At 57.3% G+C, this 12,607-nt stretch carries 11 protein-coding genes; 8 read left to right on the top strand and 3 right to left on the bottom strand.

The features are described 5' to 3' along the window. Positions 1–72: 72 nt before the first annotated feature. A complete protein-coding gene (locus AQ621_RS04855; RefSeq protein WP_058340518.1) occupies positions 73–675 on the bottom strand; it encodes a hypothetical protein in 603 nt (200 codons plus the stop codon). A 201-nt stretch (positions 676–876) separates the two neighbouring features. Here AQ621_RS04855 and AQ621_RS04850 point away from each other — a divergent pair, with 201 nt between their 5' ends. Beyond that, a complete protein-coding gene (locus AQ621_RS04850) occupies positions 877–1,890 on the top strand; it encodes a Fe(3+) ABC transporter substrate-binding protein (protein ID WP_058340517.1) in 1,014 nt (337 codons plus the stop codon). Between the two features lie 174 nt (positions 1,891–2,064). Then, on the top strand, positions 2,065–3,753 hold the full coding sequence (locus AQ621_RS04845) for an ABC transporter permease (protein ID WP_058340516.1): 1,689 nt from the start codon (positions 2,065–2,067) through the stop codon (positions 3,751–3,753). A gap of 80 nt (positions 3,754–3,833) precedes the next feature. Here the strand turns inward: AQ621_RS04845 and AQ621_RS04840 are convergent, their stop codons facing one another. Then, positions 3,834–5,501 (bottom strand): AMP-binding protein, encoded by a 1,668-nt coding sequence (locus tag AQ621_RS04840; RefSeq protein WP_058340515.1) that lies wholly within the window; start codon positions 5,499–5,501, stop codon positions 3,834–3,836. Positions 5,502–5,785: 284 nt separating this feature from the next. Between AQ621_RS04840 and AQ621_RS04835 the strand changes: the two genes are divergently transcribed. The 5 genes from AQ621_RS04835 to AQ621_RS04815 all read left to right on the top strand — a co-directional run bounded on the left by AQ621_RS04835 (position 5,786) and on the right by AQ621_RS04815 (position 11,689). Then, on the top strand, positions 5,786–6,760 hold the full coding sequence (locus tag AQ621_RS04835) for an ABC transporter substrate-binding protein (RefSeq protein WP_022989182.1): 975 nt from the start codon (positions 5,786–5,788) through the stop codon (positions 6,758–6,760). 66 nt (positions 6,761–6,826) lie between these two features. Then, complete coding sequence (locus AQ621_RS04830) at positions 6,827–7,729, top strand: ABC transporter permease (protein WP_058340514.1); 903 nt, start codon at positions 6,827–6,829, stop codon at positions 7,727–7,729. Between the two features lie 9 nt (positions 7,730–7,738). Beyond that, complete coding sequence (locus AQ621_RS04825) at positions 7,739–8,533, top strand: ABC transporter ATP-binding protein (protein WP_058340513.1); 795 nt, start codon at positions 7,739–7,741, stop codon at positions 8,531–8,533. Positions 8,534–8,821: 288 nt separating this feature from the next. Next, complete coding sequence (locus AQ621_RS04820) at positions 8,822–10,960, top strand: adenosylcobalamin-dependent ribonucleoside-diphosphate reductase (RefSeq protein ID WP_058340512.1); 2,139 nt, start codon at positions 8,822–8,824, stop codon at positions 10,958–10,960. A gap of 30 nt (positions 10,961–10,990) precedes the next feature. Then, entirely contained in the window at positions 10,991–11,689 is a 699-nt protein-coding gene (locus tag AQ621_RS04815) for a TSCPD domain-containing protein (RefSeq protein ID WP_022989178.1), read from the top strand. An 87-nt stretch (positions 11,690–11,776) separates the two neighbouring features. Here AQ621_RS04815 and AQ621_RS17240 read toward each other — a convergent pair whose 3' ends face one another. After that, on the bottom strand, positions 11,777–11,935 hold the full coding sequence (locus AQ621_RS17240; RefSeq protein ID WP_082640900.1) for a CCGSCS motif protein: 159 nt from the start codon (positions 11,933–11,935) through the stop codon (positions 11,777–11,779). 185 nt (positions 11,936–12,120) lie between these two features. On the opposite strand from AQ621_RS17240, the gene AQ621_RS04810 reads away from it, so the two are divergent. Beyond that, positions 12,121–12,606, top strand: coding sequence for a GNAT family N-acetyltransferase (locus AQ621_RS04810; RefSeq protein ID WP_058340511.1), 486 nt, complete (start codon positions 12,121–12,123; stop codon positions 12,604–12,606). Position 12,607 lies beyond the last annotated feature (1 nt).

Raw genomic sequence — 12,607 nt, 5'->3', positions numbered from 1 at the left:
CAGGTAACGCAGTTTATCTTTGTGCAACAAACTGTATCAGCGGGACAGCCATCACAGCTTACACCTGGCTGATCACTCCGCCTTACACAGGGATTCATCAAAGGCCGGCAAGCGCGCACTCAAAGAGCCTCTGGGTACCCGCCTCGCGAACACGGTATAAGCCACCGCTGAGGAGCGGATGTAATCGACGTTAACTTCTTCGTCACCCCGTACTATTTGCCGCTGCACAGGCTCACAGGAAACCCGCAAAGAAAACCGGCCGCCCAGCTCCGTAATGCGCCCGGCTCCGTCCGGGGATGAAACTGTCATACACGCGGTGGCGCCGGATGCCGGCTGGCCTGAACCGGCCACAGTATCCCGGGCCGGATCTGCACAGGCCCGGATGCCATCTCCGCACTCCCCTGCCTGGTCATGACTGTCATCAGCCAGCCGCCAGACCCGCTCGCTGCACTCCGTTTCCACCTTCATGGTGGTGGACTTGTCAGACAGCAACCACCAGTCAGGATAGTCGGCGCTATCCCAGTGCACCCTTACCTGGCGGCTTTCGCCGGCCGAATTCTCCGCTGGAAACATGGCGTAGTGAGTGTAATAGCTGGCACACCCCGACAACCCGAGCAGGGGCAGGAGTGGCAGTCCAAAAATCACAACACTTCGGGCGATCGACGGGCATTTCATCAGTAAAAACCTTCCTTGCTTGACTCACTCCATTATCGACGGCCTGCCGTTTTTATCTACGTACTACTCATCATTCTGCGGCACCAAATTATTCCAAAAGGGTTATTGACTCCGATGCTGATAGTAATGAGAATGGTTGACGTTTATAGTTGCTTGTAAGATTCATCCACATACAGGCCCAAAGTCCAAAGGAACGAAACCATGCGAATGAAACTTGCCGCTACCGCTGCCATCGCCCTGACGGCCCTGCCCCTGACCGCTTCTGCAGACGGCGAAGTGAATATCTATTCTTACCGCCAGGCTTACCTGCTTGAACCTCTGTTGAATGCCTTTACTGACGAAACCGGCGTCAAAACCAACGTGGTTTTCGCCAAGCAGGGCCTTGCAGAGCGCCTGGAGCGTGAAGGCCGAAACAGCCCGGCAGATATCGTAATGACGGTCGATATCTCCCGCATTAACGAGCTGGTCGAGAAAGACCTGGTTGCCGGTGTTGAGTCAGACACGCTGAACAAGAACATTCCGGAAAACCTGCGCCACCCGGAAGGCAAGTGGTATGCACTGACTACCCGTGGCCGCCTGATTTTCACCTCCAAAGAGCGCGTGGAAGCCGGTGAAATCGCCAGCTACGAAGACCTGGCCGATGACAAGTGGGAAGGCCGCATCTGTACCCGCAGTGGCAAGCACCCGTACAACATCGCCCTGATTTCTTCGATGATTGCCCACCATGGCGAGGAAGCGACACGGGAATGGCTGGAAGGCGTTAAAGAAAACCTGGCCCGCAAACCGCAAGGTGGCGACCGCGACCAGATCAAAGCCATCGCCGAAGGCGTATGTGACGTAGCCATTGGTAACAGCTACTACTATGGCAACATGCTGATGGATGAAAACCAACGCCCGATTGCCGAACAGGTGAACCTGGTATTCCCGAACGCTGAAGGCCGCGGCACCCACGTTAATATCAGCGGTATCTCCCTGACCAAGAGCGCTCCCAACAAGGACAACGCCATCAAACTGATGGAGTTCCTGTCATCGCCGAGCGCCCAGCGTATCTACGCCGAGGCAAACACCGAGTACCCGGCTAACCCGGAGGTGAAGCCCACCGGCCTGGTGGCTGAATGGGGTGAGATCAACCCTGATGGCCTGTCTCTCCAGGAGATTGCCAACAACCGGAACGCTGCAGTAAAACTGGTCGACACCGTGGATTACGACGGCTGATCCATCAGTAACTGATCGATAGCTTTTATAGCTGACTCGAAAGGTGCTCCGGAGGGTTCCGGGGCACCTTTTCTTTTAGCAGGACAAAAGGAAATGACCCGCATCATTGCAGGGAGCATGCTCAGTATCTAAAATCGGAACACTTCTCATCACCACTATCAGAACGGATCACTCATGACAGAGGTCGTTACCAGCGCCAACCCGGGTCTTTCGCAACCATTGCTGGCCAAACGAACCTCCAAACGATGGATGATCAGCGCACTGGTCACCACCGCCATCGTAGCCTTACCCGTTCTGTCGGTGATTGTCCTGGCCCTGTTCCCGGAAGAGAACATCTGGCCGCACCTCCTGGAAACCACCCTGCCCCGCTACCTGGTGACCACCATCAAACTGATGATCGGTGTGGGCGTAATCACACTGGCCATCGGGCTGGCAACGGCCTGGGCCGTCACCATGTGCGAATTTCCCGGCCGCAAGTTTTTCGAATGGGCGCTGATGCTGCCCTTTGCGGTGCCCGCCTACGTGATCGCCTATGTGTATACCAGCCTGCTGGATTACGCGGGCCCGGTTCAGATTGCCCTGCGGGACTGGTTTGGCTGGCAAAGCGCCGCCGACTACTGGTTTCCGGAAATACGCAGCCTGGGCGGCGCGACCATCATGATCGGGCTGGTGCTGTACCCCTACGTGTACCTGCTGGGCCGCGCAGCGTTTCTTGAACAGTCCCCATCGCTGTTTGCGGTCAGCCGCAGCCTTGGCCATTCTGCCCTGAGCACCTTCTTCAAGGTAGTGTTGCCCATTGCGCGCCCGGCCATCGCCGTAGGCTTGTCGCTGGTGTTGATGGAAACCCTGAACGACTTCGGCACCGTGGACTTCTTTGCGGTACAAACGCTCACCGCAGGCCTGTTCGATACCTGGATGAACCTGGGCAATCTGGGGGGAGCCGCGCAGATTGCCACCACCATGCTGATGTTCGTGGTACTGCTGGTGACGCTGGAACGCTATTCCCGCCGCCGGCAGCAACAGTTTGCCGCCCGGGACAACCGTGAGCCGCTGCACCGGTTCACCATGTCTTTCCCGCGCCAGATGATTTGCGTGGTGGTATGTGCCGTGCCACTGGTGCTGGGCTTTGTCATTCCCGGTGCAACGCTCGGCTACTACGCCTGGGAATATTTCGATGTAAGCTGGAACCCCGACTTCCTGCGCAACACCATGAACAGCCTGTTCCTGTCCGGCTCGGCCGCCCTGACCACGCTGGTAATCGGGGTAACCCTGGCCTACAGCCGCCGGCTGCACAACACCCGTAGCATGCAGGTGCTGATGCGCCTGTCCTCATTGGGGTATGCCATGCCCGGTGCCGTATTGGCAGTCGGTGTGATCGTCCCCCTGGCCGGGTTTGATAACTGGCTGGATTCCCTGATGCGGGATTACCTGGGAGTCAGTACCGGCCTGCTGCTCAGCGGCAGTGCCTTTGCCCTGATCTTCGCCTACACCGTCCGCTTTCTGGCAGTATCAGCCGGCAGCGTGGAAAGCGCCCTGCAGAAAGTAACCCCAAGCATGGATATGGCGTCCCGCTCACTGGGCCACAGCCCTGGCAAAACCCTTGTGAAAGTCCACCTGCCGATGCTCAGGGGTACACTGATTACGGCGGCACTGGTGGTCTTCGTGGACTGCATGAAGGAGCTGCCGGCAACGCTGATACTGAGGCCTTTCAACTATGAAACCCTGGCCACTTACGTGTATCAGTTTGCGTCTGACGAGCAGCTTTACCATAGCGCACTGCCGGCGCTGATCATTGTACTGGCCGGTATCATCCCGATTATTCTGATGAACCGCTCCATCTCCAATTCCCGCTCCATGGCTTAGGGCCGGTTTTCAACTGGCGCAAAAAACAAAGGCCCGGCAATTTGCCGGGCCTTTGTCGTTCACCATCAATCCTGCAGCCGTTACTGCCAGATTACCGGCTGCTTCTGGGCATACCAGTTATCCACCTTCGCCTGGTAGGCATCCTCCACCACGTTACGCTTGAGCTTCAGTGTAGGTGTCAGGAAGCTGTTCTCGATGGACCATTCATCACTGACAACCGTGATGAACGCCAGCTGCTCGTGGGGATCCACCGTCTTGTTCACGTCGGCAATCAGCTTCTTGAAGCTTTCCTCGATCTCCTTCCGGAAACCGGCGTCGGCCATCTGAGGACGGATTTCCTCGCCCAGCAGCACCAGCGCATGGGGCTGGGTCTGGTTGGCACCAGAAACGCACACCATCTCAATGGCATCGTGAGCCATCAGGCGGTTCTCGATCGGTGCCGGGGCAATGTACTTGCCTTTGCTGGTTTTGAAGATCTCCTTGATGCGGCCGGTCAGCTTGAGACGACCCATTTCGTCGATTTCGCCCTTGTCACCGGTTTTCAGGAAGCCGTCCTCGGTGAAGGTTTCCCGGGTTTTCTCCTCGTCCTTGTAATAGCCCATCATGGTGGCCGGGCTCTTCACCAGCACCTCGCCCTGCTCGCTGATTCTAACTTCAACGCCGGGCAGCGCCTCGCCAACATAACCGGTCCGGGTACGGCCGGGCTTGTTCATGTGGGAGTAGGCAAAGTTCTCGGACATGCCGTAGCCTTCCAGCAGTTCCAGCCCGAGGTTGCGGTACCAGTCGAGCACATCGTTGGACAGCGGCGCCGAACCGGAGCCTGCCAGCTTGACCTTGTCGAGTCCCAGCCCCTTGAGCACTTTTTTCTTGATCAGCTTGCTGACCACGGGGATCTTCAGCAAACGCTCGAGCTTCTGCTTCGGCACCTTCTGCAGCACGCCGTGCTGGAACTTCACCCACAGGCGGGGTACAGACAGGAACAGGGTCGGCTGTGCACGCTGCAGGTCCTGGACAAAGGTATCCAGTGACTCGGCAAAATACAGCTCGAACCCTGCGTACAGTGAGCCAAGCTCCACAAAGGTCCGCTCGAACACGTGGGCAAGCGGCAGGTAAGACAACATCCGCTCACCCGGGCCCACGCCCAAGGTTTCGATGCCACCGGCGGCAGCAAAGGCCATGTTATTGAAACTCAGCATCACGCCTTTCGGCCGGCCGGTACTGCCGGAGGTGTAAACAATGGTGGCCAACTCTTCGGCCTCGCGCTCGGTCTTGCCTTCCAGCGGCGGATACTTGGCAACGATATCGTCCCAGGTTTCGAAATCATTGGGCGGGCTGAGGGGGTAGGAAATGCAGCGCACGGAATCCGGCACGCCGGGTTTCATCATGTCCCAGTCGTCCAGCTTGCCCACAAACAGGACTTCACACCCGGCATGGTCGAGGATGTAGTTGACGGTATCGGCATTCAGGGTGGGATACAGTGGCACGGAAATATGGCCGGCCATCCAGATTGCCCAGTCGGTCATGACCCATTGGGCACAGTTCTTGGAAATCAGGCCGATACGGCTTTTTTCCGGCAGGTTAAGAGACTTCAGGTACGATGCCATCCGGCGAGCTTCGTCTACCGCCCGGCCCCAGGTGTATTGCACCACCTTGCCATCGCCGATGGGCTGGGTCATATAAAGGGAGTCCGCCATTGTGGCCTCCCTGTGGTAAACCATTTCCAGGGGAAGTTTCTTTGCTGTGTCCATGGACCTTCCTGCTTTGTCTTTATAGTTTTCAGAGTTGCGTTTTTAGTGTTATCCGTGGCCCGAATAGCCATTACGACTTTAGTAGCCTATTTGAACACACCTTCACTCGTCAAAACGTGATGAATGCAAAATTATCTGCAGTTCAATACATTGAGGAAAAACAACCGATAAAGTTCATCGCAATCGCTACCCCGAACCCCGCAACCCTGTGGTAAACTTGCGAACTTTGAAAATTTTCCACCCCGTTCCAAGGGGAAACCTGCAACAGACCCGGAGATCGGCATATGGCCAAGAAAACTCTGCGTACCCTGATCGGCGCGTCGCTGCTCGCCGCTGCAAGCCTGGTTCAGGCAGAAGACACTCGTGTAGTTGCCATCACCCAGATTGTTGAACACCCGGCACTGGATGCCGCCCATCAGGGCGTGGTCGACGAGCTGGCCGAACGTGGTTACCGTGAAGGTGAAAACCTGCGTCTCATGCACGAAAGTGCCCAGGGCAACTCGGCTATCGCGTCCCAGATCGCACGCAAGTTTGTGGGTGAAAGCCCGGACGTCATCGTGGCCATTGCCACACCGTCAGCCCAGACAGTTGCCGCAGCCGCCCGGGAAATTCCCGTTGTCTTCTCCGCCGTAACCGACCCGGTTGCCGCCAAGCTGGTTAAGAGCTGGGAAGCACCTGGCGCTAACATCACCGGCGTAAGCGACATGCTGCCGATCGAAAAGCACCTGGATATGCTCCAGCGTGTAATGCCGGATGCCAAGCGTATCGGTACCGTATACAACCCTGGTGAAGCCAACGCTGCTGCCCTGGTCGAACTGCTGGAAGAGCGCCTGAGTGCCCGTGGACTGGAGCTTGTTAAAGGCGCTGCCACCAAGACTTCCGAAGTACTGGGCGCTGCCCGCTCCCTGGTTGGCAAGGCCGATGCCATCTACCTGACCACCGACAACACCGTTATCAGTGCAGCTGAAGCGGTTATTTCCGTAGGCGAGCGCGCCAAGATCCCGGTCTTTGCCGCTGATACCGCTACCGTAGAGCGTGGCGCGGTTGCAGCCCTGGGCTTCAACTACTACAACCACGGCCGCCAGACCGGCGCCATGGTAGCCCGCGTACTTGAAGGTGCCAGCACCGCAGACATGCCGGTGGAAATCATGGAAGAGCTGGACCTGTATGTGAATCCTGAAGCTGGTGAGCGCATGGGCATTACCCTGTCTGAAGACCTCATCCAGGAAGCAGTAAAAGTCGTCAAGAACGACAAGTAACGCCTGACCAACACGGGCGGACCCCAAAAGGGCCCGCCCGTTTTCTTTCACGGTGAATCCATACCCATGCTCAGCGAAATTGCTTTTTACGGCGCACTCGAAACCGGCCTCATTTATGGCCTGGTTGCTTTTGGTATCTATCTCTCTTTCCGCGTTCTGGACTTTCCCGACCTGACGGTAGACGGCAGCTTTCCCCTTGGCGCTGCTGTAGCGGCCGTACTGCTGCTGGAAGGCTGGAACCCCTGGCTGGCCACAGGCTGTGCCGTCCTGGCAGGCATGGCCGCCGGTGCGGTGACTGCCATCCTGAACGTTAAACTGAACATTCTTAACCTGCTGGCCTCCATCCTGACCATGATTGCGCTTTATTCGGTGAACCTGCGCATCATGGGGCGGCCCAATATTGCGCTGCTTACCGAAGAAACCGTGCTGACCCCCTGGTACGATCTGGGGCTGGATTACCACCAGGTTCCGGTACTGCTGTTCGTGATCGTGGTTTTTGTGTCACTGATCCTGCTCTGGCGTTTCATGAAATCCGAAACCGGCCTGGCCATGCGCGCCACCGGCGCCAACGCCCGGATGGCACGCGCCCAGGGCATCGCGACTGGCGGCATGATCATTCTCGGCGTTGCCCTCTCTAACGGCCTGGTTGGCCTGGCCGGCGCCCTGTTCGCCCAGAGCCAGGGCGCGGCAGACGTGACCATGGGCGTTGGTGTGATCGTTATCGGCCTGGCCTCGCTGATTGGCGGCGAAGCGGTTATCACACCGTCTACGGTTATCCGGGCCCTGCTGGCCTGCGTGATTGGTGCCATCATCTACCGCCTCGCGATCGCCTTTGCCCTGAATGCCGACATTCTGGGATTGCAGGCTCAGGACCTGAACCTGATCACCGCAGTGCTGGTAACCCTGGCCATTGTTCTGCCGGGCGTGCGCACCAATATCGCCAACCGCTTCACCCGCAAGAAAGCCTGAGGAGGCACTATGATCAGCGCAACCGATCTGAGGCTCACCTTTGGCAAGGGCACTCCCCTGGAGAACCCGGCCTTGCGGGGCATGAGCCTGACTGTAAACCAGGGTGAATTTGTCACGGTTATCGGCAGTAACGGTGCCGGCAAGTCCACCTTCCTGAACGCCCTGGCCGGCGAAGTGATGGTCGACAGCGGCCAGATTATCGTGGACAACCAGGACGTAACCCGGCTGCCAACCTACAAGCGCGCCGCGCGGGTGGCCCGGGTTTTCCAGGATCCCCTGGCGGGCACCTGTGAAAACCTGTCCATCGAAGAAAACCTGGCGCTGGCCATCAAGCGCGGCCAGCGCCGTGGCCTCACTTCTGCGGTGAAAAGACAGTATCTGGGTCAGTTCCGGGAGAGCCTGTCTTCCCTGAATCTGGGCCTGGAAAGCCGCCTTGGTGACAAGATGGGCCTGCTTTCCGGCGGCCAGCGCCAGGCTGTCAGCCTGCTGATGGCAAGCCTGACCCCGTCCAGCATCCTGCTGCTGGACGAACACACTGCGGCGCTGGACCCCAAAACCGCAGCCTTTGTGCTGGATCTCACCGAGCAGATCATCGAAGAGCAGAAGCTGACCGCACTGATGGTCACCCACAGCATGAAACAGGCACTGGAAGTCGGCAGTCGCACTGTGATGCTGCATCAGGGCCAGGTGGTGTTCGACATCGCCGGTAAGGATCGGGAAGGCCTGGAGGTGAAAGACCTTCTGGGACTGTTCGAGAAACAGCGTGGGCTTCAGGTAGACGACGACAGCCTGTTACTCGGCTGATTCAAACCAGAGCCTGACCTGAAAAGCGGGGCCTGGCCCCGCTTTTTTTGTTTTGTTAATTGTGGCAAGGATCACCTTTTAACCACTACATCTAGTGATCTCCGCAAACGCAGGTTTCATGCGGGGTTGCGGAGTTTCAAGCCTTTTTCCATTGAATTTCTTTGCGGGGCATCGCTCCGGCAATAGTTCGTACCTTATTCACAGAACACTATATCCTGTTATACTCCATTCAAAATAAGCCCATATATAGGGTTAAAGCCAAAGACAGACTGGAAACCGAGGGTGGCAATGAACGCTAAGGCACAGGCAGTAATCACAACGATTCCGATGCAGGAAGCTTCGCTCGACATCTGGAGCAGCAAGTACCAGCTGAAAACCAAGACTGGCGAGCCGGTCGACAAGGACATCAACGCAACCTACGAACGGGTTGCCCGCGCCCTTGCCGAAGTCGAGAAAAAGAATGTACGCGACAAGTACATGAAAGAATTCCTGTGGGCCCTGCAGAACGGCGCCATTCCGGCGGGCCGTATCACCTCCAATGCCGGAGCCGAGGCTCACAAGCCGGCGACCTCGACCATCAACTGCACCGTGTCCGGCAGCATCCACGACTCCATGAATGACATTCTGGAGAAAAACCACGAAGCAGGCCTTACCCTCAAGGCCGGCTGCGGCATCGGCTATGAATTCTCCACCCTGCGCCCCCGTGGTGCCTATGTGGCCGGCGCCGGCGCCACTACTTCCGGCCCGCTGTCATTCATGGATATCTTCGACCGCATGTGCTTCACCGTGTCGTCTGCCGGTGGCCGCCGCGGTGCACAGATGGCCACCTTTGATGTTCACCACCCGGACGTCATCGAGTTCATCCAGGCCAAGCGTGAAGATGGCCGCCTGCGCCAGTTCAACCTGTCTCTGCTGATCACCGAAGATTTCATCGAAGCCGTGCGTAACGGCGACGACTGGCACCTTTCCTTCCCGGTCACCAAAAAGGAAGTGGAAGAAGAGGGCCTGGACCTGACCGACACCAGCAAGTTCCTGTACCGCGACTTCCCGGTTCAGGACAGCTACGTTATTAACGATGAAGGCAAGGTCGCCTGCCGCATCTACAAGACGGTGAAAGCCCAGTTCATCTGGGACACCATCATGACCAGCACCTACGACTACGCCGAGCCGGGCTTCATCCTGATTGACAAGGTCAACCAGATGAACAACAACTGGTTCTGTGAAGACATCCGTGCCACCAACCCCTGTGGCGAGCAGCCCCTGCCCCCTTATGGCAGCTGCCTGCTGGGTTCGGTCAACCTGACCAAGTTCGTGGATTACCCGTTCACCGACAAGGCCAGCTTCAACTACGAGAAATACCGCAAGGTCGTTGGCACCTTCACCCGTATGCTCGATAACGTAGTGGAAATCAACGGCCTGCCGCTGGCCGAACAGCGCCACGAGATTACCTACAAGCGTCGTCATGGCATGGGCATTCTGGGCCTCGGCTCTACCCTGGCGATGCTGCGCATGCCTTACGGTTCAGATGAATCCGTGGAGTTCACCGAAGAAGTGGTTCGGGAGATGGCCGTTGAAGGCTGGCGCCAGTCCCTGGCCCTGGCCGAAGAGAAAGGCCCGGCCCCGATCATGGAAGACGAGTTCGAAGTGACCCCGAAGATGATGAGCAAGTGCCCCGAGCTGGCCAAAGACGGCTATAAGGTGGGCGACATCCTCAAGGGCAAGCTGCTGCACGCGAAGTACAGCCGCTACATGCAGCAGATCGGCCACGTAGAGCCGGAGCTGGTCAAGCAACTGGCCGAGAAAGGTGGCCGTTTTACCCACCACACCTCCATTGCTCCGACCGGCACCATCAGCCTGTCCCTGGCCAACAACGCCAGTAACGGTATTGAGCCGAGCTTCTCGCACCACTATGCCCGGAACATCATCCGTGAAGGCCGGAAAACCAAGGAAAAAGTGGACGTGTTCAGCTTCGAACTGCTGGCCTACCGCCACCTGGTCAACCCGGGCGCCATGCCGTTCTCCGATGACGACGACAAGAAGCTGCCCGGCTACTTCACCACATCCGATGATGTATCACCAAAGCAGCACGTAGACATTCAGGCGGCCGCCCAGAAGTGGGTTGATTCCTCCATTTCCAAGACCGCCAACGTACCGCAGGACTTCAAGTACCAGGACTTCAAGGGCATCTACCTGTACGCCTACGACATGGGCCTGAAGGGTTGCACCACTTTCCGCTTCAACCCGGAGGCGTTCCAGGGCGTGCTGGTTAAAGAGAAAGACCTTGAGAATACCCTGTATGAGTTCACCCTGGACGATGGCAGCAAAGTCACCCTGAAGGGCAACGAACAGGTAGAGTACGACGGCGAAGTCCATACCGCCGCCAACCTTTTCGACGCCCTCAAAGAAGGCACCTACGGAAAATACTGAGTCCGGAAACCGACAGACAGGAACAGCAAAATGACAGTCAAAATCAGCAACAAAATCGTCGGCTACCGGGTCAAGAAAGCCGATGCGGAAACCCCGAACGAACACCAGGCACCGGTACAGGCTGAAACCAAGCCGGTGGAGATGAATGAGTACATCGAGCGGCCGGATTTCCTGTTGGGCACCACCTACAAGATCAAGCCGCCCGTGGCCGAGCACGCGATGTACATCACCATCAATGACATCCTGCTCAACGAAGGCACTGACCACGAGAGCCGCCAGCCCTATGAAGTGTTCATCAACTCCAAGTCGATGGAACATTTCCAGTGGGTTATCGCCCTCACCCGCGTTATCTCGGCGGTATTCCGCAAAGGTGGCGACGTCACCTTCCTGGTGGAAGAGCTGCGCAGCGTGTATGACCCGAACGGTGGTTACTTCAAGAAGGGCGGCGTCTTCATGCCGTCACTGGTGGCCGAAATCGGCGCCGTGATCGAGAAACACCTGAAAGCCATTGGCCTGCTGGAAAGCGACGAGCTGAGCGAAACCACCAAGCGCATTCTCGCCGAGAAGCGTGCGGAGTTCGAGGCCAGTCAGGACAAGGCCACCAACGACGACACTGGCAGCGACTACCCTGCCAACGCCACTATGTGCGGCAAGTGCAACACCAAGGCTGTGATCGTGATGGACGGCTGTGCTACCTGCCTGTCCTGCGGCGACAGCAAGTGCGGCTGAAGTAATCAGCTGACGAGTTGAAAAAAGCCCGGTTGCGCAAGCAACCGGGCTTTTTTTACAGGCAATTACAGATAAACGCCAGGCGTCTCAGGAACAGGAACCACAGCAGGTGCCACCGCCATGGCCACCTTTGCTGGTTTCTTCCTTCTTCTCTTCCGCGTTGGCTTTCGGGTCAAACCCTTCAACCTTTGCGGTTTCAGTTTCTTTCTCTTCTTTCTTGAAAATATTCAGAAATGACAGTGCCATCAGGTGTTCCTCTATCAAGGTTTATTAACATTCATTTTTAATGAATGTTAAAGAGTGCCGGGAATGGGGTCAAGCAATTTGAGTAGGTATGAATGCTGGATTTTCCTGCTGTACGGGGTATGCTGCGGGTATAGTGGAATAACGGTTTTATCCTGCTATCCAACACAGGTGCACACTGAGCTGACATGAACACAATCACGTCTATCACGATTCGCAAGTACCAGATTCAGGATCTTAGCCCGGTGGTTCGGCTGTTTACGGATTCCGTACATGAGCTGACCGCTGGGGCCTATGATGAAACCCAGCGCTATGCCTGGGCCTCCCGCACGCCTCACCTGGATGTCTGGCGCGAGCGGCTGGACTCGCTGGAAACCCTGGTCGCCGAGGAAGGCGACGACCTGGCTGGGTTCATTTCCTACGACAAGGACGGTGCCATTGACCTGGTGTTCACCGCGCCCAACTTTGCCCGCCGGGGCATTGCCTCCACCCTCTACCATGAGGCGGAGAAGCAACTGATCGGCATGGGTGTGAAAGAGCTGAAAACCGAGTCCAGCGTGGTCGCACGGCCGTTCTTTGAGCGGCACGGCTTTGAAGTGGTCGACGAGCAGCGGGTCACGGTTCGTGGAGCCCAGTTCCTGCGCTATAACATGCGCAAAGTACTGGAAGGATAAT

Source organism: Marinobacter sp. P4B1 (genome assembly GCF_001447135.1).
In the GTDB taxonomy this organism is placed as follows: Bacteria; Pseudomonadota; Gammaproteobacteria; order Pseudomonadales; family Oleiphilaceae; genus Marinobacter; species Marinobacter vinifirmus.
This window is presented reverse-complemented; position numbering and strand designations above follow the sequence as displayed.